Origin of the sequence: Pedobacter frigoris, assembly GCF_005116445.1 — a bacterium.
In the GTDB taxonomy this organism is placed as follows: domain Bacteria; phylum Bacteroidota; class Bacteroidia; order Sphingobacteriales; family Sphingobacteriaceae; genus Pedobacter; species Pedobacter frigoris.
Window position 1 is genome coordinate 17,239 of sequence record NZ_SWBQ01000006.1, and the last position, 24,675, is coordinate 41,913.

Annotated in this window: 21 protein-coding genes; 8 read left to right on the forward strand and 13 right to left on the reverse strand. The window is 38.1% G+C overall.

What is annotated here, in order from left to right; genetic code table 11:
* From pyrR to rpsA, 3 genes are all read right to left on the reverse strand, one after another.
* Window positions 1-549 carry a bifunctional pyr operon transcriptional regulator/uracil phosphoribosyltransferase PyrR gene (pyrR, locus tag FA047_RS17985; RefSeq protein WP_136837486.1) on the reverse strand — a complete coding sequence of 183 codons (549 nt, stop codon included), beginning with the start codon at window positions 547-549 and terminating at the stop codon, window positions 1-3.
* A gap of 113 nt (window positions 550-662) precedes the next feature.
* Complete coding sequence (locus FA047_RS17990; protein WP_136837487.1) at window positions 663-2,261, reverse strand: beta-N-acetylhexosaminidase; 1,599 nt, start codon at window positions 2,259-2,261, stop codon at window positions 663-665.
* A gap of 125 nt (window positions 2,262-2,386) precedes the next feature.
* Window positions 2,387-4,318: a 30S ribosomal protein S1 gene (gene rpsA / locus FA047_RS17995; RefSeq protein ID WP_136837488.1), complete on the reverse strand. Its 1,932-nt coding sequence runs from the start codon at window positions 4,316-4,318 to the stop codon at window positions 2,387-2,389.
* Between the two features lie 315 nt (window positions 4,319-4,633).
* Here rpsA and FA047_RS18000 point away from each other — a divergent pair, with 315 nt between their 5' ends.
* A complete protein-coding gene (locus FA047_RS18000; protein WP_136837489.1) occupies window positions 4,634-5,665 on the forward strand; it encodes a LacI family DNA-binding transcriptional regulator in 1,032 nt (343 codons plus the stop codon).
* A 293-nt stretch (window positions 5,666-5,958) separates the two neighbouring features.
* A complete protein-coding gene (locus FA047_RS18005) occupies window positions 5,959-6,804 on the forward strand; it encodes a sigma-70 family RNA polymerase sigma factor (protein WP_136837490.1) in 846 nt (281 codons plus the stop codon).
* A 183-nt stretch (window positions 6,805-6,987) separates the two neighbouring features.
* Here FA047_RS18005 and FA047_RS18010 read toward each other — a convergent pair whose 3' ends face one another.
* The 5 genes from FA047_RS18010 to cmk all read right to left on the reverse strand — a co-directional run bounded on the left by FA047_RS18010 (window position 6,988) and on the right by cmk (window position 14,252).
* Window positions 6,988-8,397 (reverse strand): efflux transporter outer membrane subunit, encoded by a 1,410-nt coding sequence (locus FA047_RS18010; RefSeq protein ID WP_136837491.1) that lies wholly within the window; start codon window positions 8,395-8,397, stop codon window positions 6,988-6,990.
* A gap of 12 nt (window positions 8,398-8,409) precedes the next feature.
* Entirely contained in the window at window positions 8,410-11,586 is a 3,177-nt protein-coding gene (locus FA047_RS18015) for an efflux RND transporter permease subunit (RefSeq protein WP_136837492.1), read from the reverse strand.
* A gap of 44 nt (window positions 11,587-11,630) precedes the next feature.
* Window positions 11,631-12,803, reverse strand: a complete 1,173-nt coding sequence (locus FA047_RS18020; RefSeq protein WP_136837493.1) for an efflux RND transporter periplasmic adaptor subunit — start codon at window positions 12,801-12,803, stop codon at window positions 11,631-11,633.
* A 20-nt stretch (window positions 12,804-12,823) separates the two neighbouring features.
* Complete coding sequence (locus FA047_RS18025) at window positions 12,824-13,414, reverse strand: TetR/AcrR family transcriptional regulator (protein WP_136837494.1); 591 nt, start codon at window positions 13,412-13,414, stop codon at window positions 12,824-12,826.
* Between the two features lie 157 nt (window positions 13,415-13,571).
* The gene (gene cmk / locus FA047_RS18030; RefSeq protein WP_136837495.1) at window positions 13,572-14,252 is read right to left on the reverse strand and encodes a (d)CMP kinase; all 681 of its coding nucleotides are present in this window, start codon (window positions 14,250-14,252) and stop codon (window positions 13,572-13,574) included.
* An 81-nt stretch (window positions 14,253-14,333) separates the two neighbouring features.
* Here cmk and arfB point away from each other — a divergent pair, with 81 nt between their 5' ends.
* Window positions 14,334-14,744 carry an alternative ribosome rescue aminoacyl-tRNA hydrolase ArfB gene (arfB, locus tag FA047_RS18035; protein WP_136837496.1) on the forward strand — a complete coding sequence of 137 codons (411 nt, stop codon included), beginning with the start codon at window positions 14,334-14,336 and terminating at the stop codon, window positions 14,742-14,744.
* Here the strand turns inward: arfB and FA047_RS18040 are convergent.
* The 3 genes from FA047_RS18040 to lon are packed head-to-tail and all read right to left on the reverse strand — an operon-like array spanning window position 14,741 to window position 18,762.
* Window positions 14,741-15,694, reverse strand: coding sequence for a lipid A deacylase LpxR family protein (locus FA047_RS18040; protein WP_136837497.1), 954 nt, complete (start codon window positions 15,692-15,694; stop codon window positions 14,741-14,743). The genes arfB and FA047_RS18040 overlap by 4 nt on opposite strands.
* Before the next feature lie 49 nt (window positions 15,695-15,743).
* A complete protein-coding gene (locus tag FA047_RS18045) occupies window positions 15,744-16,244 on the reverse strand; it encodes a hypothetical protein (RefSeq protein WP_136837498.1) in 501 nt (166 codons plus the stop codon).
* Between the two features lie 46 nt (window positions 16,245-16,290).
* Window positions 16,291-18,762, reverse strand: a complete 2,472-nt coding sequence (gene lon, locus FA047_RS18050) for an endopeptidase La (RefSeq protein WP_136837499.1) — start codon at window positions 18,760-18,762, stop codon at window positions 16,291-16,293.
* 315 nt (window positions 18,763-19,077) lie between these two features.
* Here lon and FA047_RS18055 point away from each other — a divergent pair, with 315 nt between their 5' ends.
* A complete protein-coding gene (locus FA047_RS18055) occupies window positions 19,078-19,698 on the forward strand; it encodes a tetratricopeptide repeat protein (RefSeq protein ID WP_136837500.1) in 621 nt (206 codons plus the stop codon).
* 3 nt (window positions 19,699-19,701) lie between these two features.
* Here FA047_RS18055 and FA047_RS18060 read toward each other — a convergent pair whose 3' ends face one another.
* Both FA047_RS18060 and gpmI read right to left on the reverse strand, forming a co-directional pair.
* Complete coding sequence (locus tag FA047_RS18060; RefSeq protein WP_136837501.1) at window positions 19,702-20,235, reverse strand: hypothetical protein; 534 nt, start codon at window positions 20,233-20,235, stop codon at window positions 19,702-19,704.
* Window positions 20,236-21,756, reverse strand: coding sequence for a 2,3-bisphosphoglycerate-independent phosphoglycerate mutase (gene gpmI, locus FA047_RS18065; protein WP_136837502.1), 1,521 nt, complete (start codon window positions 21,754-21,756; stop codon window positions 20,236-20,238). It lies immediately after the preceding gene.
* A gap of 143 nt (window positions 21,757-21,899) precedes the next feature.
* On the opposite strand from gpmI, the gene FA047_RS18070 reads away from it, so the two are divergent.
* The 4 genes from FA047_RS18070 to FA047_RS18085 are packed head-to-tail and all read left to right on the forward strand — an operon-like array spanning window position 21,900 to window position 24,664.
* Complete coding sequence (locus tag FA047_RS18070; protein WP_136837503.1) at window positions 21,900-22,295, forward strand: DUF4783 domain-containing protein; 396 nt, start codon at window positions 21,900-21,902, stop codon at window positions 22,293-22,295.
* 35 nt (window positions 22,296-22,330) lie between these two features.
* Complete coding sequence (gene nadC / locus FA047_RS18075; RefSeq protein ID WP_136837504.1) at window positions 22,331-23,173, forward strand: carboxylating nicotinate-nucleotide diphosphorylase; 843 nt, start codon at window positions 22,331-22,333, stop codon at window positions 23,171-23,173.
* A gap of 3 nt (window positions 23,174-23,176) precedes the next feature.
* Entirely contained in the window at window positions 23,177-23,821 is a 645-nt protein-coding gene (gene plsY, locus FA047_RS18080) for a glycerol-3-phosphate 1-O-acyltransferase PlsY (RefSeq protein ID WP_136837505.1), read from the forward strand.
* Window positions 23,822-23,857: 36 nt separating this feature from the next.
* Window positions 23,858-24,664, forward strand: coding sequence for a M48 family metallopeptidase (locus FA047_RS18085; RefSeq protein ID WP_136837506.1), 807 nt, complete (start codon window positions 23,858-23,860; stop codon window positions 24,662-24,664).
* Window positions 24,665-24,675 lie beyond the last annotated feature (11 nt).

Consider the following 24,675-nt stretch of genomic DNA (forward strand, 5'->3'; position numbering starts at 1 on the left):
TTATTTATTGCTTTCTGATATTAAGATAACTTTGTCTTCTCCTTCTGTTTCTTTCCAGCTTACTCTCACTTGTTGAGAGTTTAAGCTGTCTACCTGCTGACCAATATAGTCTGGTTCTATAGGTAGTTGTCTTGAAAAACGCCTGTCAATCAGAACCATAAGTTCTACTTTGGCGGGTCTCCCATATGCTAATAAAGCATCCATGGCTGCTCTGATCGTCCTTCCCGTCCATAAGACATCATCTATAAGGATCACGTTTTTGCCTTCTATGATGAAGTCTATAGTGTTGCTGTTTGCAGAAACAATTCCGTCTTTTCTCCTGAAGTCATCCCTAAAAAAGGTAATGTCCAAATTTCCTTTTTTGATGTTAGCTTTTTTAAGGATAGACGAAAGTTCTTGTTGTACCCGGTCAGCGAAATAGCTTCCTCTTGGTTGGATGCCGATTAAAACAGTATTCGAAAAATCGATGTGGTTCTCAATTAATTGATGACAAAGTCTCTTAATTGTGATCTGGAATTTTTGACCGTCTAGCAGGGTTCTCTTTTGCATTGACTTAATAATTGCACAAATATAGCCAAAAAGTTGTAACCCCAAACTCAGTAAGTGGGATTTTATCAGTTTAGTTGATATCTGCTTTGTTTATAGTGTTTTGTTGATAAGGATTAATTAATTTGAAGATATTTTTTGCTGTAATTGATTCTCATAAGGTCGTACCATTGAAATTTAACCTTTAGCCGTTTCTGAAAATCCAGATAATCTTTTTTGTTTTTGGGAGTCCAAAGCACTTCACTTAAGGCGGACAGCCTTGGAAATAACATATATTCTGCTTTAGCTGGATTGGTAATGTATTCGGACCACAAATTACCCTGGGCTCCCCAAATGTATGTGCTTTCCTGAACGGTTAATATTGCAGGAACTGGTTCGTAATCGTATACATTTTTTAATGGTAGATATCTGGCCGCAGTAAGTGAATCGTCCTTAAGAAATTGCGAATGGTTGAAGTACATGAAGTTTTCAGGTGTCATGATCACCTTATGCTTTTGCTTAGCTGCAGCGATGCCCCCTTTCTCTCCGCGCCAGCTCATAACAATTGCGTTGGGTGCCAGCCCTCCGTCTAATATTTCATCCCAACCGATTATAGTTTTACCTTTAAGGTTTACGAACTGCTCTATCCTGTGGATCAGGTAACTCTGCAAACCACTTTCATCTTTCAATGCCTTTTGTTTAATGAGCTGCTGGGAAACAGCCGATTGCTTCCACCAGATTTTTGAACATTCGTCACCACCTATGTGAATATAAGGAGAGGGAAATAAGTCCATCACTTCAGTAAGTACTTCCTCAAGAAACTTAAAGGTCTTTTCGGTAGGTTGTAACACATTGTTGAACTTGTTGAAAATGCCCCAGGTTTGTGCAACCTGATAGTTCTTACCTGGAGTAGTCCCCAATTCAGGATATGCCGCTAAAACGCTCATGCTATGTCCAGGCATCTCAATCTCCGGAATCACGGTAATGTAATGTTGAGCCGCATATCTTATCACTTCCTTTACGTCATCTTGCGTATAATAGCCGCCATATCGCAAGCCATCATTTCCCGTGCCCGGATAAAGACCGATAATCGTTCCGTTACGCCAGGCACCAATACTTGTCAACTTAGGGTGCTTTTTAATCTCAATACGCCAGCCATGATCATCGGTGAGGTGCCAGTGGAAGTAATTTAACTTATGTAGCGCCAAATAATCAATGTATTTCTTAATAAAAGTGATGTCAAAAAAATGCCGGCTTACATCTAAATGCATCCCACGGTAGGCAAAACGCGGATGGTCTATGATAGATACACCAGGTATTTGGATCGGAAAATTGGTGTTGTTATTAGGCAATAGTTGGATTAAGCTCTGTATTCCATAAAAAACGCCAGGCCCAGATGTTCCAACAATTGAGATATTATCTTCTGATGATGCTAACAGATAGGCATCGTCAAACTCGCTGCTTCTTGTGTTCAGCGCTAAGTTGATACAGTTCTTTGAAATTTCTTTATTTGTTATAGAAAGTTTTATTTGAAAGTATTTACTTAAATATTCATTTAAGTTGTTGGCTGATTTTAGCAAAGTGCTGTCTTTTAATACAATTTTAGTGTCTTTATTGATGACAAAAGATTTTGATTTCTTTTCGACATAAGCCGGTTGAGGGATAATGTGAATATCCTGAGCAGAAATTCTTATAGAGACCATTAAAAATAAAAGTAAAAAGATTGTTTTCTTCATCGCAGATCAAGGTGGGTTAGCTTTTCAAAAGTAATAAACGTAAGTATATAAGTATAAAGGGAGTGAAACAAAAAAACCCCTCAATTTTGAGGGGCTTTTAATATGTAAGTTTTAAAGATTACAGACTATTTCTTAGCCTTGTTTTCTTCACCTTCCATTTGTTGTTTCAACTGCGCAAGCACACCTAAATCACCTAATGTAGATTTTTCAACTGAATCTTTAACTTTTTTCACTGCATTGCTAGATGCTTTAGCTTCTTTTTTCTTAGTAGCTCTTTCTTCAGCAACAGCTTCAGCTTTAGCCTCTTCCCAGATACGGGCATGAGAAACAACGATACGTTTAGCATCTTTGTTAAACTCAATGATTTTGAAATCATTAGTTTCTTCAGCTTTAATAGTTCCGCCATCTTCTTTAGCCATATGTTTAGTCGGTACGAAACCTTCTACACCATAAGGTAAAGCAATAACAGCACCTTTATCAGTTACTTTAACAACTGTTCCCTGGTGAATTGAATCTACTGTAAAGATAGTCTCAAAAGTATCCCAAGGGTTTTCTTCTAGTTGTTTGTGACCTAAGCTCAATTTGCGGCTTTCAACATCTAATTCAAGAACAACTACGTCTAATGTATCACCAACTTTAGTGAATTCGTTAGGGTGGTTAACTTTCTTAGACCATGAAAGATCAGAAATGTGAATCAATCCGTCGATGCCTTCTTCAATTTCAACAAATACACCGAAGTTAGTCATGTTTTTAACTACAGCAGTATGTTTACTTCCAATTGGATATCTTTCAGCAACATTTTGCCAAGGATCTTGAGTCAATTGTTTAATACCTAAGCTCATTTTGCGCTCGTCTCTATCTAAAGTTAAAACTTCAGCTTCGATTTCGTCGCTAACTTTCAAGAATTCTTGTGGGCTGCGTAAGTTTTGTGACCATGACATTTCTGAAACGTGGATCAAACCTTCAACACCAGGGATGATTTCTAAGAAAGCACCGTAGTCAGCTACAGTAACAATTTTACCTTTTACTTTAGATCCAACAGCTAAGTTAGTATCCAAAGATTCCCAAGGATGTGGGGTCAATTGTTTTAAGCCTAAAGCAATACGTTTTTTCTCGTCATCGAAGTCAAGAACAACCACATTGATTTTCTCATCTAAGCTCAGTACTTCTTTTGGATGCTCTATGCGGCCCCAAGAAATATCAGTGATGTGAAGTAATCCGTCAACGCCACCCAAATCGATGAATACACCGAAGTCAGTGATATTTTTAACAGTTCCTTCCAATACCTGACCTTTTTCAAGTTTAGATACGATTTCAACTTTTTGGCTTTCCAAGTCGTCTTCGATCAAGATTTTATGAGATACAACTACGTTTTTAAATTCGTGGTTAATCTTAACAACTTTGAATTCCATTGTTTTACCCACGTATACATCGTAATCGCGGATAGGTTTGATGTCAATTTGAGAACCAGGTAAGAAAGCTTCAACACCCATGATGTCAACGATAAGACCACCTTTAGTACGGCTTTTAACAAATCCGTTGATGATTCTGTCATTGTCAAGGGCCTCATTGATGGTTTCCCATGATCTTTGAGTTTTAGCTCTTTTACGAGATAAGATTAATTGGCCGTTTGCGTCTTCCGGAGCTTCCACGAAAACGTCAACTTTATCGCCAACTTTCAAATCAGGTGTATCACGGAATTCAGAAGTAGATACCAAACCGTCAGATTTAAATCCTACGTTCAATACTACGTCTTTGTTGTTAATTGAAACAACAGTACCGCTGATGATTTCACCTTGAGTGATTTGATTGAAAGTATCGGTATACATATCTTCAAACTTTTTACGGTCTGCGTCACTGTAATTACCGAAAGCTTTGTCATCTGCATCCCAGTCAAAATCTTGATCTGGTGTAGCCAATGATGACTTGATCTGTTCGATAGACACTGAATCAGCTTCTGACTCAATCGTCTCTTTTTCTGCCAGGCGAGCATCTGCGCCTTGCAATTCGGCTGTTTTAGCCTCTAGTTCTTTTTCTGCTACTTGTTTTTTAGCCATTAAAATTAAATCTCCTTTTTCCCGTTAGGGACGGCAAAGATAGAAATTAATATTTTTAAAGAAAAGATTTTTTTTATAAATGTTGTTGATTTTGAAGCGGTTGTAAAGAGATCGAATGTTTTTAGTTGAAATCTCTTAATTCTTGCCAACATACAGGCTACAAATTGATATGAGGTTTCTTCAATAAAATTTTTCCAGTTGAATGTTAATTGATACTATTATCAGAATAATCATCAGCTTTCTTAATGAATTTGCTCGAATAGCAATGATTTTAGTTCGATTTGCTATATTGCACTGCAAAAGGGAAAAATTTTAATGGAAAAAAAGGTTTCAATAAAAGATATAGCTAAACGTCTTGGCATTTCTATCAGTACAGTTTCTTTTGTAGTAAATGGAAAGGCTAAAGAGAAAAGAATTAGTGAGGAACTGACCAAAAAAGTATTGCAGCTTGTAGAAGAGCTAGACTATAAGCCTGATGCATTAGCTAAAAGTTTTCGTACCGGTAAAACCAATATCATCGGTTTCTTGGTTGACGACATTTCTGAACCCTTTTTTTCAGGTATAGCTAGATTTATCGATGAAAAAGCCTCTCAAAAAGGATATAAAATAATATACAGCAGTACGAGAAATAGTAAGAAAAAAGCCATTGAATTGTTGCAGATTTTTCAAGACAGACATGTTGATGGTTATATCATAGCGCTTCCGGAAGGGCTTGAAAATGAGGTGCAAACTTTAACGAAAAGTAGCAAGCCAGTAGTGTTATTTGATCGGTATTTTCCAGGATTAAAAACGGATTATGTAATTATCAATAACCAGGAAAGTACATTCAACGCAACGGCACATCTCGCAGGCAATGGGTATAGAAATATAGGATTTGTAACTATCGATACAATAGAACAGCAAATGCTTGACAGGTTAGAGGGATACGAAGAAGCAGTTGCAGCGAGAGGATTAAATGCAAATGTTATCAAAATACCTTATTCAAAATCGGCAGATGCTATAGAACAGATATCTGTTTATCTGCAAAAGGAAAAGCAGTTAGATGCAGTTATATTTGCAACTAACTATTTGTGTATGGATGGATTAAGGGCTATTCAACGCTTAGGACTAAAAGTTACAGAAGACTTGGCTGTTGTATCTTTTGATGATTTTGAATTGTTAGAGTTTTCTTCACCAACTATAACTGCTATAGCTCAGCCTTTGGAAGAAATAGCAGAACATATTATGCAAATCTTACTTAGTAGGTTGAGTAGCCCTCGATCAGAACAAGGACACAAGCAGATTATTCTGCCGACAACTCTAAATGTTAGAAATTCTTCCCTTCCTAATATGAATTTACATCTTTAGGTCCCGGCCTATTTTAAATTTATTTGTAAGCTTTATTTATATTATCGATGCTTTTGCACTAGCAGAAGTACCAGCCGCTTTATTTCCTTTTTCGGACAAAAAACGGGAAATTTTATCTTACTACTAGGCAATTCTCATTCAAAACAATAATTCTTGTCGATTTTAATTTAAATGTGTTAATAGCTTTTTTCTTATAGAATTTTGCGGTCAACAAATTAGATATCAAAGTCTAAGTCGGACATGCATCTCGATGCAAAACCACTTAAATTTCTAATTTATAAACCATAAAATGCATGAGACAAATTAAAATCAACAAGACAATAACCAATAGAGACTCCAATTCGTTAAATATATATTTAGCAGAGATCAGCAAATTTCCATTAATCAGCACTGAAGAAGAGGTAATTCTTGTTCGAAAAATAAGGGAGGGTGATCAGGCCGCTTTGGAAAAACTTGTCAAATCAAATCTTCGCTTTGTGGTTTCCATCGCAAAGAGTTATCAGAATTATAGAATGACATTGAATGACCTGATTAATGCAGGAAATATGGGATTAATTGAAGCGGCAAAACGTTTCGATGAAACCAGAGGATTTAAATTCATATGTTATTCTGTTTGGTGGATCAGGCAATTTATAATACGTCTGATCCAGGAAAACGGAAGAGTAATCAGGCTGCCTAATAACCAGATTCATTGGATTACACAAATCAACAAAGTCAGGGATATTTTCGAAAGTCTATTTGAACGGTTACCTACAAATAATGAGATCGCTGATACTCTTTATTTGACAGTAGAAAAAATTAATGAATACATTAATAACTCTTTCTTTACATACTCTCTGGATGTGCCAATTGGTGAAAAAGATGTTATTACTTTATTGGATATTTTAGCCGACGAGAACTGCGATAGCACCGATTGTTTGGTTTGTGACAACACTTTCGCGTCTGAAGTAATCATGCGTTTAAAGATTTTACCTGTCAGAACGCAGCAAATTATAAATCTTTATTACGGTATTAATGGAAATCAGCAAACTACGTTGATAGAAATTGCCCATATCTTACACCTCAGTAAGGAAAGAGTCCGTCAGATTAAAGACGATGGAATTAGAAAATTGCGCAGGTACTGTAATGTTAAGCTATAAATGTAAAACCGAATGCTTGTTAAATAAAAAGCCGCCTGCTGACATACAGGCGGCTTAGATAACCAAAATCTAGTAAGAGATTTTTTCCATGCCTGATCAATAGTATAACAATCTTTTCCAAGAAAGGTAACCATTTCAAGCGCTATTGTTTTTTATCTTCTATGACCAGAATATTCATAAGTTTTAGTTATTCTTCCAGCCTCCACCTAAGGCTTTATAAAGATTTACTATAGCCTGTAATTTTTGTAACCTATCGTTAGTACTGCTTAATTGTGCATTAAGAAGACTTTGTTCAGAAGTCAATACATCCGTATAATTTGTTGCAGAACTATAACGTAACAATTCTTTAGTGAAGTCAACTGCTTTTGTAAGGGATAAGATTTGTTTGGCTCTGGTAGTCTCCTTTTCCGCCGCAGTTTGATAAGCAAACAGGGCGTTAGACACTTCTTGGCCACCAACTAGTAAACTTTGCTGGAAACTGTAAAATGCTTGTTGTTGTTGTGCTTCAGCTGTTTTTAACCTGGCTTTATTCTGTCCCTTATTAAAAATAGGTTGAGTAAGTCCGCCAATCAAATTATAAAAAATAGAATTGTCAAAAAAGTTTTTCAATGTCAAACTGGACAGACCACCGTTAGCTGTTAATGTAAGTGCAGGATAAAAAGAAGCTTTTGCCACGTTTTTATTTTCAAATGCGGCTCTGAAAGCAAACTCAGCAACTTGCACATCAGGACGATTTTGTAACAGCTGGGCTGACACGCCGGTTTGCAGATTACTGTAAGCTATCTGTTGGTCCAAAGAAGAGCGGTCGATACTACCGGGGCCTTTCCCCAATAAAATACTTAGCGCATTTTCTGTTTCACGAATTGTTCTCCTCAAATCTGGTATCGTTACCTGAGCCGCATATAAATTGGCTTCGCTCTGAACTACAGCAGCTCCATTTACGACAGCACCTTCTTTTAAAGATTTCATCGTCTCCACATCGCTTTGTCTGATCTTTATGGTTTGTTCTGTAATCGCAAGTTGTTTATCCAGAGTAAGTAAACTATAGTAATTATTAGCAATATTAGCAATAAGCTGGGTCTGTACGGCTCTTTTAGCTGCGTCAGTTTGTAGTAGCGAAGCATATGCCGATCTTTTTGCACTACTGATCCTGCCCCATATATCTGCTTCCCAACTCGTGCTAAGCTGGGCTTTATAGGTTTGAGTCTCTGTATTGATGTTGATGCCAGCAGGGAAGTTTAAGGCTGCGCGCGATTGCTTTGCATCTGTTACAGACAAATCCCCTGACAAACTCGGTAGCAGTGCTGCCCGGTTTTGCTGTAAGGTAGCCTCTGCAATTTTGATACGTTCTATTGCTTGTTTAAGATCCAGATTCTCAATCAATCCCTGCTGGATCAATGCCTGAAGCTTTGTGTCAGCAAATAAGGTTTTCCAGGGTAAATCTGCAATTGTAGTGGTATCTGAACCCGAATTTTCGCGATAAAGATCACCGCTGTTTACAGCCGGGCGCTCATATTTTTTAGTGACACAGGAAGCCAGACTTAAAACAGTAAAGCTTATAATTAAATATGATTTATAATATTTGGAGTTCATGTTCTTTTAAAATTAATGTTCACGTGTGTCAGCCTCAGGGAATTCAATCGCTTTCTGCGTAATGTCAACACTTTCATCAAATGGAGATTTACTGCTTACTTTTTCTTGTAAACTCTGGAAGACGATAAATAATGCCGGAATAACAAATATTCCAAATACTGTACCGATAAGCATACCTCCAACAGCACCAGTTCCAATTGATTTATTACCAGCAGCACCAACGCCTGTTGAGAGCATTAAAGGCAGTAAACCAAGAATAAATGCAAAAGATGTCATTAGAATGGGGCGTAAACGTGCAGTCGCACCACTTATAGCCGCACTTACGATGCTCATGCCTTTTCTTCTTCTATCAACAGCATATTCTACAATTAAAATGGCGTTCTTGGCAAGTAGACCGACGAGCATGATTAAGGTAATTTGAGTATAGATGTTATTGTCTACCCCAAAAATCTTATCGAAAATGAATACGCCAGCCAAACCAATCGGCAGAGAAATCAATACAGCCAAAGGTAAAATATAGCTTTCATATTGCGCACATAACAGGAAGTATACGAAAATTACGCAGAGAAGGAATATAAATATAGTCTGACTTCCGCTGGACATTTCCTCGCGTGATAATCCTGAAAACTCATAGCCATAACCTACAGGCAAGTGTATAGCGGCTTCTTCCTGGACTGCTTTTAAAGCATCTCCAGAACTATATCCCAGGTTAGGGCTGCCAGTCACCGCTATAGAAGTATATAGATTGAAACGTGAAATTGCCTGTGGTCCATATACCTTTTTCAGGGTAATAAACTCACTTATCGGCGCCATAGTACCGCTGGAATTACGAACATAAATGCTATTCAGGCTCTGCTGATTTGCGCGGTATTGTGCATCGGCCTGATACATCACCCGATATTGTTTTCCAAATTTATTAAAGTTTGAAGCGTAAACCCCTCCGTAATATCCTTGTAATACTCCAAGTACATCACTTACACTTAATCCGGCCTGTTTTACACGTGCAACATTTACATCAATTTGAAATTGCGGGAAATTAGGGTTAAATGAAGTCGAAGCATACTGGATCTCAGGTCTTTTACTCAATGCAGCCAGAAATTCATTGCCAACAGTATTGAATTTGTTAATATCGCCGCCAGTTTTGTCCTGTAGCTGGAATTCAAAACCTCCACTGGTACCAAAACCCTGAATAGTAGGAGGTGCGAAGAAGATGATCTTAGCGCCCTTAACATTCGCCGTTTTTGCGAACAACTCCCCGATAATAGCTTTTACATCACGTTGACGTTCGTCCCATGGTTTTAACTTGGAAATCACCATTCCGTATGAACTTCCAGAACCACTGATCATACTTCGCCCTACAACAGTTAAGGAATATTTCACCTCGTCAATCGTGTGTACAATACTGTCTATCTCCTTAATCACTTCGTTGGTTCGCTCCAGTGAAGTTGAGGGAGGCAATGAAATGTCAGACATGATTGTTCCCAAATCTTCGTTCGGTACGAATCCTTTCGGTGTCGTATTCATTGCCCATACCAACGCCACCGCAAAAACTGCAATGCCCAATCCGGCCAGCCATTGTTTTCTTGCCAAAAAGCTTACTGATCTTTTATAACGATTTGTCATTAGGTCAAAAGAAGTATTAAATGCAGTATAAAATCTCTGCATGAAATTTTTCTTGTGTCCATGATCATCTTCATGAGGCTTTAAAAGCATGGCACATAATGCAGGGCTTAATGTTAAAGCGTTGATTGCTGAAAGGATAATCGCAATCGCTAAAGTCAGACCAAACTGTTTGTAGAATACTCCAGATGAGCCTTGAATAAAACTAACCGGAATAAATACTGCTGCCATTACCAGCGTAATCGAAATAATGGCTCCCGTAATATCTTCCATCGCATCTATTGTTGCCTTTTTGGCCGATTTATAGCCATGGTCTAATTTTGCGTGTACAGCTTCTACAACTACAATCGCGTCATCTACCACAATACCGATAGCAAGTACCAATGCAAATAATGTGAGTAGGTTGATGGTAAAACCAAATAAACTAAGAAAAAAGAATGTACCTATAATAGCAACGGGGACACTAATTGCCGGAATTAAAGTAGACCTGAAATCCTGAAGGAAAACAAATACTACAATAAATACCAATATAAACGCTTCAATTAATGTATGTATTACTTTCTCAATAGAAGCATCCAGGAAATCATTCACGTTCACCAGTGCAGTGTAATGAACCCCTTTCGGGAAGTTTACAGACGCATCTTCCAGCACCTTCAATGATCCTTCAATTACGTCTTTTGCATTTGATCCGGCTGTTTGATTAATTGCGATACCTAAAGCTGGTTTACCATTAAATCGTACGGAGCTTGCATAGCTTTGTGCACCAAGTTCTATTCTGGCGATGTCTTTTAATCTCAAAACCTGACCGTTGGCGGCAGTCCTGATAATGATGTTGCTAAACTCAGTCTCATTTTTTAACCTGCCGGAATACTTCAGTGTATATTGAAATGATTGTTCTCCACGTTCTCCAAACTGTCCTGGTGCAGCTTCAATATTTTGTTCTGCAAGAGCAATACTTACATCATTTGGAACCAAGCCGTAAGTTGCCATGACATCGGGTTTTAACCAGATACGCATGGTGTAATCCATCAAGCCAAATGCACTTGCATCACCCACACCATTGATCCTTTTAATCTGGGGAATCAAATTGATATTTGCATAGTTTTGCAAGAAGCTTTGATCATAAGAAGCGCTGTCACTATATATCCCAAAGATCAACACATTACTTGCCTGCCTTTTTGCTGTAATTACTCCTGATCTGGTTACCTCAGCTGGTAATAGGCTGGATGCTCTCGCTACACGATTTTGTACGTTAACTGCTGCCAGATCTGCATTGGTCCCCAGTTTAAAATTGATGGTGATGGTCGCAGTACCGTCGTTGCTCGCAGAAGAAGTCATGTAAGTCATGTCTTCTACACCGTTGATTTGTTCTTCCAATGGAATTACAACGCTACTCATGACTACATCCGCATTGGCTCCCTGATAAGAAGCCGAAACCTGAACGGTAGGAGGTGCTATTTCAGGGTATTGGGATACAGGTAATGTTACCAGACCCAATACACCCAGGATAACTATGATAATCGATATTACCGTTGATAATACCGGTCTCTCTATAAATTTTTTTAACATATATTCTATTTCAACAGGTTTGAAAACCTAAATGTGATAAACAGTTATTTACTTTGAAGCTCGCCATAAACTGAATCTGCGCTCTTTTCTTCAGGTTTAATCTCAGCTCCATCTTTTAAAGATTGGAAACCCTCAAGAACTATCTTATCACCAGCTTTGAGACCTTTTGTAACTACATAAAAGTTTCCTTTCGTCAGCTCCATAATTTCCACCTCAGTATTTTTAACCATGCCTTTATTGTCCACTACGTAAACAAATTTTTTGCCCTGCAGATCAATAGTTGATTTTTGAGGAATTAACAATGCATTGTCCAGATGCTGGGGGATACGTACTGATGCACTTGCACCACTTCTTAGCAGCATTAATGGATTACTAAACGTGGCTCTTAAACTTGCAGAACCTGTATTTGTGTTTATCAATCCATTAATAGATTCGATTTTACCGTTTTCTGCATAAGCCGTCCCATCTGAAAGTACCAGAGAAACTGCCGGGATATTTTTCATTTTGGCACTAAGCGTGTTCCCTTTGTAATTTCTTGAAAAATCAAGCAATTGCTTCTCATTCATAGAAAAATAAGCATAGATTTTAGAGATATTTGAAACGGTAGTCAAAGGCTGTGCACTTGACCCGCTAACAAGGCTTCCGGTTTTAAAAGGAATACTTCCAATTACACCGTCAACGGGGCTGGTTATTTTTGTATATCCTAAGTTTACGCGGGCATTTACCAATTCAGCTTTCGCTTGTGCAAGTGCGGCCTGTCTGCTTTGCAGGGTTAATTGAGCAGCATCAAGGTCATATTTGCTAATGATGTCTTTATCTACAAGTGGCTTAGTTTTATTCACCTGCAGCTGAGCTGCATTTACATTGGCTTCAGCACTGCTGATTGCGGCACTGGCAGTTCTCACCAGCTGTTCGTATTGAGGGGCATTAATCGTAAAAAGCAATTGTCCCTTTTTGACAGTCGCACCTTCATCAACATATATTTTCTCGATAAAGCCATCGACTTTCGGACGGATATCCACATTTTGTATCCCCTCAAGAGTAGCAGGGTAGTCAGTTTCAAGACTCGTAGATTGAGCGATAACTGCTACTACTGGGTACGCCTGAACTTGAGCTGGTCCGCCGGCAGGAGCTTTTTTCGGATCATTATTTCCGCAGGCACTGATCATCAGTAGTACAGGTAATAATAGGTAGAGAGATTGGATGTTAGTTTTCATATGTTAAGGGGTATTGTGCGTTATTGGGGAAATATAGTTTCAAAGATTAGTTTTTTTCGTTCTTCCATGAGTGATGTATAGTCCTGATCATTCATGTTAAATATTATTTTATTTAAGGGGGCAGTAACCAGCGGATAGGCCATCATCGAAAAAAGGTTAATTAAGAAATGTCTTGGGTTCATTTTTCTTATAGTTCCTTTTTCCATCTCGGCCCCGATCTCCTGTAGCATGCCATTTACTTTTTCTACACGGGCTATTTTTGACTCGATTATATCATGTCTGTTCATCTCTGTAATGATAAAAAGCTCACGATAAGGAAATTGCATCGCCTGATTCATAAAAACATCTATCAAATTCTTCATTTTCTCTTTGAAGGCCATGTCTGAATCGATCACCTCGTCTAAAAGATCCAGCAGTTCCTTTTGGGCATCGTGAAATACCTGGTCAAACAAGGCATCTCTTGAGCGGAAATAATAGTTTACAAGAGTGCGGTTTACTCCGGCTGTATCCGCGATCTCTTGCGTGGTTGCATGAAGCTTGCCTTCTGCAAAAAATAAATTCTTGGCCGTATTTTTAATTAATTGTTCTGTTCCGGTATCTCTCGCAGTCATGATCTTTTAAGTTTGACAAAAATGTTAAACAAAAGTATAGAACAAGGATTTTAGTTAAAACATCGAATTGTAATGTTTATCTGTAAAATAGATTTGTAACTAAAGATTTGCAGAAAAGAAAATACGAGAGTCTTGCTTTTTTAGAAAGAGTTTCTGGTTAAATAGGCATATGCTCGTGAACCTGTGAAAGTGCAAAGTCAAGTTGCTCTGTTTCACTAAGTTCAGTGTTGTCCAGAATAATTGCATCTTCAGCCCTGGTCAGTGGACTTTCTACGCGTGTAGTGTCTGCATAATCTCTATGAGCCAGGTTTTCAAACACATCTTCAAGAGAAGTAGATGTATCACCTTTACTTTGTAGCTCATTAAAACGACGTTCCGCCCTTATTTTCGGATCTGCAGTCATGAAAAACTTAACCTGGGCATCAGGGAATACTGTGGTTCCGATATCTCTGCCATCCATCACAATGTTTTTAGACTTACCCATGCGCTGTTGCTGTTTTACCATTTCTTTTCGCACAAGTTTATTGGCAGATACTTCACTTACATTCTCTGAAACGGGCATTTGCCTGATTTCTTCAGAAACCTCTTCTCCATTAAGTGTAATATGTGATTGATAATCTCTTGAATGGAAATTTAATTCTATATGTTCAAGGGCGTCCTTTACTGCTGCTATATTATTGATTTCAGTATGATTTCGAATGAAATAAAGCGTTACTGCCCTATACATTGCTCCGCTGTCTATATAGATAAAACCTAGTTTTTTTGCCAATGCTTTAGCAAGAGTACTCTTTCCGCAAGATGAATAGCCGTCAATAGCAACAACCAGGTTCTTTCTCATATAAAGCAAAGGTAATATTTTAAGAGATCGTTTTAAATGAAATTTTTATTAACATAAAGATCCATATACTACATTTGCCGAATGTTACCCAATAAGGAAGATATATTAAAGGTTGCAGTTTTCAAAACATCTAGGAGTGGTGGAAAAGGCGGGCAGAACGTAAATAAAGTGTCTAGTAAAGTAGAGCTGATATTTCACATCGCAAATGCGCCATTTTTTACTCAGGAAGAACGCATAATTCTGAATGAGAAATTAGCCGGTCGGTTAGATCAGGAGGGTAACCTGCATATTGTGTCTCAGGAAGACAGGAGCCAGCTGATGAATAAGGAGAGAACAATAATTAAACTTATTGCTTTGCTCAAGTCAGGTCTCCATGTTCAAAAGAAAAGAAAACCGACCAAGACACCTAAATCTGTAATTCGCAAAAGACTAGCAGATAAACAATCTGTTTCAGCTAAGAAAGAAAACCGAAAACGTCCCGCACTGGATTAATTGAACCTGTAAAACATACTTATGGTTCCATACTGATGAGCTTTTGCGCTACTCTTAATTTCTGTTGTTTTAAAGAGCATTCCAAAGTCAAAAGTAAAACGTTGCGAACTGTAGTTAAATCCAATTTGCTGTGCAAATACAATTGGTTTTACACCAAAAGTAACCGGACTATTGTTGTTGAAAAGACTCCCTTGAACAGTGGCGTCATAAGCTATAAAGTTCAACTGTGGCTTAGCATAGAAGAAAACCTCTCTTTTAACCAGTGATTTTGCCTTCGCATTATTTCCTATTACTGAATTAGTATATGCAGAATTGAACAGTTGGTTAAGTCCACCAGCCCGGAAAAGAATCCCAGCACCTGCTGCACTAAATGTTGTGCCTGCATTTGCATAACCCTCAAAAGAAAAGTCCGTTGCATTATTTGATGAGCGATGAAGTAATTTGGTGTACTGAGCTGATAAATTAATAGCTATTTCGTTTTTTATCTGATATTGCCAGCCATCCAGTTCATAAAATCCAACTGTATTGTGTAGTAATTCCTGGCCATCTTCTGCAAGAGAGTTAGGGCCTGTGGTCCCAAGTTCTGCACTTAACCTTAAAATGCTTTCATTTTTCTTAAACCAGCTTAAGCTGCCTCCCGCATAAAGATATCCTGAGAACGGACGGTCTTGTTTTTCCGGATCAGGAGCATAGCCTGAATATGGATTATACATTTTCTGCCCTGCAGAGAGCTCATATATTTTTTTTTCTAAACCTGGGTTTAGCTTTTCCTGATCCGTTGCCCTCCTGAAAGAAATGAATAAGCCATTTGTATAATAACGGTCAGAGCCCTGGGCCAGATAAGAATCGTTGTCACTCTTAAAGCCAAATTCATTTTTATAGCTCTGGGAGAAAGCAACAGATGAAAACAACAGAAAACCAATGAATATATAAGTATGTTTGCAGTTCATAAACGATATAAAAAAACTCCGGAGGTCTGCCGGAGTTTAGTTTTTTAAATTAGAAGGTATAACCTAAGCTAAGTCCACCATAATATGGTATAAAAAAATCTTTACTAAATACAGGGCTCAATCCCGCTCTAAAAGAAAATCCACCGTCAGCCGGCTGCACTCTATAAAAGAAACTCATAGTTCCGATGACATTGCTCTCGTTTTCATTGAAGAGAACTTCACTGCTGCCACTGGTACTGATATAAGTAGCACCCAATCCTATTTCGAAGAATTTGTTGCCTTTTCCCAATAAATAATTAAGTGAAAGTGGAACGGTGGTTACTTTATCGCCGTCAACTGAAAAATATCCAATTCCTGCACGACCACCCAAGCCATCTCTTTTATTGGTAAAACGTGAATCATAGTTTGCTGTAAAAGTCAGGCCTTGTCCACCCAGTTCAATGAAAATATTCTGACCACGTTTGACTTCAGTATTGTTTTCCTGTGCCTGCGTGTACTGAAATCCTAGCGTGGTGAACAGGATTCCAAGTATCAATGTAAGTTTGTTCATTTATCTAAATTGTTAATTTGTGAATTCAATGATAGCTAAAAACTAATTAGTTTGCAATTGTTTTTGGTTTCGTGCTTAGGTCTTGCGGTTTTTTTACCTTATCCTTAGTGAGCGCCAGTTCAATTACCTCTTTCATTTCTGTCACATAATGAAAATTAAGATCCTTGATATAGCTTTCTTTGATTTCCAATATATCCTTACGGTTAGATTTGCACAAAATGATGTCTTTTATATTTGCTCTTTTTGCAGCAAGTATCTTTTCCTTAATTCCACCAACAGGCAACACTTTACCACGTAACGTAATCTCGCCGGTCATTGCCAGGTTGGATTTTACCTTACGCTGTGTGAATGCCGAAGTCAGCGCAGTAAGCATGGTAATTCCGGCAGATGGACCATCTTTCGGTGTAGCACCTGCAGGTACGTGAACATGCACATCCCAGTAATCAAAAAGAACATTGTCGATTCCGAATAGATCAGCATGAGCTCTCAGATAAGCCAAAGCAATGATTGCTGATTCTTTCATCACCTCACCAAGATTACCGGTTAAGGTAAGTTTGCCTTTGCCTGGGCTCAAGCTAGCTTCAATAAATAGGATATCGCCACCTACAGACGTCCAGGCCAGACCGGTTACTACTCCAGCTACCTCATTGCCCTCATAAAGATCTTTATCGAAAATAGGGGGACCCAGAATTTGTTCTACATCATCAGCGCTCAGATTAGGTTCATAAGTTTCTTCCATGGCTATTTTTGTAGCTACGCCACGAACCAGCGAACCAATTTTCTTTTCCAGTCCGCGAACTCCGGATTCCCTGGTGTAATCCTCGATTACCTTTTCTATTAATGAGGTTTTTAAAGTAATATCCTTTGAATTGATACCGTGTTGCTCTTTTTGCTTCGGTAAAAGGTACTTTTTAGCAATTTCGATTTTCTCTTCTATGGTATAACCATTTACCTCAATAATTTCCATACGGTCTAATAACGCAGGCTGTATAGAGCTTAATGAATTGGCTGTAGCAATGAATAGGACATTAGACAGGTCGTAATCCGCTTCAACATAATGGTCGTTAAATGCGCTGTTTTGCTCCGGATCTAAAACCTCCAAGAGGGCAGATGAAGGATCTCCTCTGAAATCAGTCCCTACTTTATCGATTTCATCCAATACAAATACCGGATTTGCTGCTCCCGCTTTTTTAATTGATTGTATGATGCGGCCGGGCATTGCGCCTATATAGGTCTTTCTATGTCCGCGAATTTCTGCCTCATCTCTGATGCCACCCAGTGCCATACGAACATACTTGCGGTTCAATGCTTTTGCTATAGACTTACCGAGAGAAGTTTTTCCGACACCCGGAGGGCCTACCAGGCAAATAATAGGAGCCTTCATGTCTCGTTTTAACTTCAAGACGGCCAAATATTCAATAATGCGTCGTTTAACTTTCTCGAGACCAAAATGGTCTTTATCCAGTATTCGCTGCGCACGTTTCAGGTCAAAATTGTCCTTCGTGAAATCATTCCACGGAAGGTCAAGGAGAAGCTCAAGGTAGTTAATTTGTACAGAATAGTCAGGAGCAGCAGGATTCATCCTGCCTAATTTTTCCAATTCCTTATTGAAATGGTCCTGAACCTGTTTACCCCATTTTTTCTTTTTGGCACGGACTTGCAGTGCCTCATATTCCATGTCAGATGAGTTACCTCCCAATTCTTCCTGGATAGTCTTCAGCTGCTGGTTTAGGAAATAGTCTCTCTGTTGTTTATCAAGATCAGTACGGACCTTAGACTGGATCTGGTTTTTAAGTTCCAGCATCTGTAGTTCCAACGTCAGTAACTCCATAACCATAGTTGCCCTTTCACGAAGATTTGTCATCTCAAGCATTTTCTGCTTGTCAGATACATCAGCGTTCATGTTAGAAGAAATGAAATTGATCAAAAATGATGTGCTTTCAATATTTTTCAAAGCAATCCCAGCCTCACTCGGTATGTTGGGAGACAGTTGGATAATCTGAGAAGACATTTCCTTTATTGAAGCTACCAAAGCTTTAAATTCTTTGTCAGTCTTGTGCTTATCTTCGGTAAATTTGCTGATAGTTACCTTGATGTAAGGCTCAGACTGTACTTCTTCGATCAAACGGAAACGCTGTTTGCCTTGTATGATCACAGTAGTATTCCCGTCAGGCATCTGCAGCATTTTAATAATGTGAGCTACAGTACCAACGTCATTCAGCTGTTCAAAAGTAGGGTCTTCAATTGAAACATCACGTTGAGAAACAACGCCAATGATTCGATTGCCTTTATAAGCCTCCTTTATTAGTTTTATAGACTTATCTCTCCCTACGGTAATTGGTATCACGACACCGGGAAATAATACGGTATTTCTTAAAGGTAATATTGGTAAAATCTCTGGAGTTTCTTCATTGTTCATTTCATCTTCGTCCTGCTGAGACATCAATGGAAAGAACTCTGTATCTTCATTTATGATAGGTAGTGCATTGCTAAAATCAAACTGATCTTGTTTACTCATTAAATTCCTCTTAAAAATTAAAACGACAATCTGACAGCATGTCGCCTGCGAAATAATTAATTATATTCTGTAAATGGTATTTTCAACTCCTGTGCCAAAAGCACAAATGCAGCTTTTGCATGTTAAAAAGTCAGACACGTAACAATAATTATAAGTAATATCATATTTTCAATTTATACACGTTTATCTATAAGATATTTATTAATGGTACGGTAGTTGCCTGCTTAACAGTTTATGTGATACCTGAAAAATAATTATACATTTGTTTAGGGATTAGATAAAACTAAATACATTTATTTTATTAAATAATAATTGATGAACTATTTCAAGCAAACGATTTTAATATTACTTGTTGTTTCTGCTAACAAGGGTATCGCACAAAACTACGATAAGTTGGGTATGCAAGCCTGGATGAAAGGAGATTATAAGGGAGCTGTAGCGCAACTGGAAAAGGCTGATAATAAAGATCCAAATAATGCATCTGTATTAAAAATGCTTGGATATTCTTACTTTCAATGCGGTGATTTTGAAAATGCAATTTCAACATACAGCAGGTTCATTACTTTGAAACCCTCTGACTATTCAGCATATTATTACAGAGGAAAAGCAAGGTTAAATGTTGCTAATGATCCCAAGGAATCGTTGAACCAAATGAGAGAAGGTTTCTACCTTTCTGCCATTAAAGACTTTACTAAAGCGATAGAAATAAATGGGGAAGAAGATCCTCAGTTGCTACAAAATAGGGGACTTGCTTACAAAGATTATGCGATTTACAAATCTTATAAAGTAAAAAAGTCTGCGGAAAAAGCTGCGTGTATTTTGTTGTTTAATAATTCAACAGCCGATTTTAAAAAGATATTGTTGGTGCAGCCTCAACGTAAAGATATTATCGGTCTGATCGACTATGTAAAGGCGCAGGTAGTAAGCTTAAAATAATCATTACCTGAACCTGCCGGTCACCTTGTAATTTCTATCAGACAGTAATTTTATCTTCTGAGATTTAACAATCTTATAGACACTGTCAGGGTAGTAAAACAGACTATCTGCGGAAGTATAAAGTGAGTTATTATTTTTTACAATGATTAATAATTTACTCACCTCCTTTGAAGAAGTATAGGTTATTTCTATTTCTTTGATCGGGACCTTCTCATTATCTGAAACATAAGTCTCTTTGTCTGCTTGTTTTATTATCTTAAATAATCCTTTCCAGGAATCCTTATTGATATCTGCCTCGGAAAATATAGCCAGTTCTTTTTTCCAATCCGTAATCTTTACGGTTTTTGTTTCGGTAGAGCCATTCACCTCAACCATTTTATAGATGGCAGGACTTGACTTTTGTAATCTGTTTACTTCATTTTCAAAATAGCCTTTTACATCAAAATAGCTCAAGTTAATCTTTTGTTTTTGTTCAGATGTATAACCGCACCCGAACAAAAACAAAATAACTGCATAAAATAGTATTATCTTTTTCATCTATACCAACTCGTTCCCGGTCATAATATCTGGCTTGGCGATACCCATGATTTTTAAAATAGTTGGTGCAACATCTCCCAACCTTCCGTCGGCAATGTTTTTAAAATCATTGTCAATTAGTATACATGGAACCAGATTAGTCGTATGCGCTGTGTTTACAGAGCCGTCAGCATTTACCATGTATTCTGAATTCCCGTGATCAGCAAGAATGATGAAAGAGTACCCATTTTCGAGGCCTTTGTTGACAACAATTTCTGCACAGCTGTCAGCTGTTTCAACGGCTTTGATTACTGCCTCAAAAACGCCGGTGTGACCCACCATATCCGGATTTGCAAAATTCAAACAAACAAAATCAGGCCAGCCGGATTCCAGTTCTTTACATATCGCTTCTGTAATTCCTGCCGCACTCATTTCTGGCTGAAGATCATAAGTGGCTACCTTAGGCGATGGAATTAAGATTCTTTTTTCATTCTCAAATTCCAGCTCTCTGCCGCCTGAAAAGAAAAATGTCACATGTGGGTATTTCTCTGTTTCTGCGATTCTGATCTGGTTTTTATGATTTTTTTCAAGTACTTCACCTAAAGTTTGAGAAAGATCGTCTTTAGTAAATACAACATTAACGCCGCTAAAACTTTCGTCATAAGTCGTCATTGTTACGTAATACAAAGGTAGCTTGTGCATGTCACAATCAGGATAATCCTGCTGGCATAATACCGAGGTAATTTCTCTGCCGCGGTCTGTTCTGTAGTTAAAGCAGATGACTACGTCATCAGGACCTATGGTCGCAACCGGTTCTCCATCTGTTTGTGTAACTACAATAGGTTTTATAAACTCATCTGTAATCCCGTCTCGGTAAGACTGTTCTATAGCCATAACCGGATCACTTACCCTATGTCCAGTTCCTTTTGTCAAGAGATCATAAGCTAATTTTACCCTTTCCCATCTTCTATCCCTATCCATAGCATAATATCTTCCGATTAAACTGGCTATTTTTCCTGTCGAACTTTGAAGATGATGATCCAGATCTTTAATGAAATTTAAACCTGAATAGGGATCAGTGTCTCTTCCATCCAAAAAAGCATGTATAAATACATCAGTCAAACCTTGCTGACCTGCCGCGTCACATAACGCTTTCAGGTGATTGATATGTGCATGAACACCTCCATCTGAAACCAAGCCTATAAAGTGTACTCGTTTATTGTTGGCTTTTGCATAATCGAAAGCTTTTAGTAAGACCTCATTTTTATGAAATGTACCGTCACTTATGGCTTTGTTAATCCTCCCAAGTTCCTGGTAAACTACTCGCCCAGCACCAAGATTCATATGTCCAACCTCTGAATTTCCCATTTGACCCTCCGGTAAACCAACAGCTTCGCCTGATGCCTCTAGCCTTGAATTTGGATATCTTTCTAACATCGAATCAAAAAAAGGCGTATTAGCCATATATGCAGCATCAGAGCTGTCCTTTTTCCCATATCCCCATCCATCAAGGATAAGCAGTACTAATTTCTTATTGTTCATTCGTGGTATAATCTTATTGTTTTTATGTGACAACCGCACATAGCAAATATAAGCCTATTAGCTCTTTTTTTTGAACCAATTTGTTTTTTATGATCTATTAATGGCATAATTTATGTGCGAATAAAGCATTAGCTATTATAGAGATGATTAAGCCTTTACTTTCTTTACTTATACTTTTTGTTCAATTCCCCTCCTTATCTGTGCTTCAAGGTGATATTATAGATACTTTGTCAACTCATTTTAAGAGTGGAAATTCAAAAGAAATTGCTGTAAATTTCTCTTCATCTGTAGATTTAATAATAATTGATGAAGAAGATGTGTACTCTAAAGCACAGGCAGAACAAATACTTAGAAGTTTTTTTTCTAAATATCCACCCACCAAATCAACTGTAATTCACAGGCTAAACAACAATCCAAACTATAGGTATGGGGCGCTTTCTCTAGGTACAAAAAATGGAGTTTTCAGAGTATCCATTACAATGAAAAAGACTGGGAATGCTTTTTTTATAACTGAATTGAGAATTGAAGCGGATAAATAGTAGTAAAATGCTATTTTTGGGTTTAAATTTAAGTTTTGGATAAGCAAATCATAGATAATTTTATAAAGAACGCAATTGCTGAAGACCAGGGTGATGGCGATCATACTTCCCTCTCAACAATCCCTTCAAATGCACAGGGTCAGGCAAAATTGCTCATTAAAGAAGCTGGAATACTTGCAGGCGTAGCGTTAGCTTTACAAATTTTCAATCATATAGATCCCAAATTACAAGTTGAAGTTTTTATTAATGACGGCGCAACTGTAAAATACGGCGATATTGCGTTAACAGTATCAGGAAGTACACATTCAATTCTTTTAGCCGAAAGACTTGTGCTAAATTGCATGCAACGCATGAGCGGAATCGCTACTAAAACCAATCATATCGTTAAATTACTGGAGCCTTATCATACCAAATTATTGGATACCCGGAAAACAACACCTGGATTACGGTACCTTGAAAAATGGGCTGTTCGTATCGGTGGGGGAGTTAATCATCGCATAGGGCTCTACGATATGATTTTGATCAAAGACAATCATGTAGATTATGCAGGAGGTATTGCAAATGCTATTAATGCCGCTAATCAATATTTGAAAAATCACAGTAAAGCATTGCAGATAGAGATTGAAGTTAGAGATCTGAAGGAACTCGATCAGGTTTTAGAAACTAAAGGTATTGATCGTATTATGCTCGATAATTTTAGTTTTGAAGATCTCAAAGCAGCTGTTAAAATGATTGATGGCAAGTACATCACTGAGGCTTCAGGAGGTATTGTAGAGGAAAATGTAACAGCGTATGCTGAATGCGGTGTGGATTTTATCTCTATGGGAGCATTGACACATTCGGTTAAGAGTTTAGATATAAGTTTAAAAGCTTTCTAGAATATGATATCAATCTATTCTATATCTGCAGTTATTTTAGCCTATCTCTTTGGTTCTATACCTACTGCAGTTTGGTTGGGGCAGGCTTTTTACGGGGTAGATGTACGTGAATACGGAAGTGGTAACGCAGGGGCTACAAATACTTTCAGGGTATTGGGCAAGAAAGCGGGAATTGCGGTGATGACTATAGATATAGCCAAAGGATTTACAGCCACACAACTTGCATACTATATAGGTCTATCTGTTACAGGACCGCACAATTCTTCTCAATTCATCAACTACCAGCTCGCATTGGGCGTTACCGCTGTAATGGGCCATTTGTTCCCTATATTCGCAGGTTTTCGCGGGGGGAAAGGAGTTGCTACTCTTTTTGGAATGATTTTGGCAGTTAACTTTCAGGCAGCGATGCTTTGTGTTCTTGTCTTTGTGGTAGTACTGTTGGCGACTAAGTACGTGTCATTAAGTTCCATTTGTGCAGGCTTTACATTTCCTTTGAGTATTGTATTCATTTTACATTCCTCAGTGAAATCAGAGGTTTTATATGGGATGTGTGTATGTATACTTATTTTGGTTACCCATCAGAAAAATCTTGAAAGACTACTCAAGGGAAAAGAATCCAAAGTATATCTGTTTAAGAAAAGAAATTAGCTTTTTTAGCTAAAAATTCATTAAACAAATAAACTTATGAAACGTATATTATTCGCAGGCATAACCGTAGTAACGTTAGCCTTCTCATCTTGCTCCACTGTTCCCCTAACCGGAAGAAGCAGGTTAAATCTAGTTAGTGATGACCAGGTTCTGCCAATGGCATTTCAGGCATATAGCGAGTTCCTGACAGAGAATAAAAGCGCTGTATTATCAGCATCCAACGCCCAGGCTTCCAAGGTCAAAATGGTCGGAAACAAGCTAATCGCGGCTGTTAAAAGTTATATGAATGCCAATGGGCACGCCGAACTCATCAAGAACTATAATTGGGAGGTCAATGTTGTACAGAGCAAGGAACTCAATGCTTGGTGTATGCCGGGAGGCAAGATTGTGGTTTATACAGGTATCCTGCCCGTAACCAAAGATGATGCAGGTCTCGCTACAGTAATGGGGCATGAGATTGCTCACGCAATTGCAGGTCACTCGGCCGAACGCATGTCGCAGCAGATGGTGGCTCAAGGCGTAGGTGCACTGGGAAACGTGGCAACTGCTAACAATACAAAAACACAATCTATTTTTAATACATTATACGGCGTAGGAACACCTCTTGCAATGTTGAGCTATGGTCGTAACCAGGAGCTCGAAGCGGATAGGTTAGGACTTATTTTTATGGCTATGGCGGGTTATAACCCTCAAAATGCAACTGCTTTTTGGCAGAGGATGTCGTCGGCATCTTCAGGAAGTCAAAAACCACCTGAATTCTTGAGTACACACCCTAGTGATAACACGCGTATTGCAAGAATACAAAATGCCTTGCCTGAAGCGCAAAAATATTATAAACCATAAATTCTAACGAT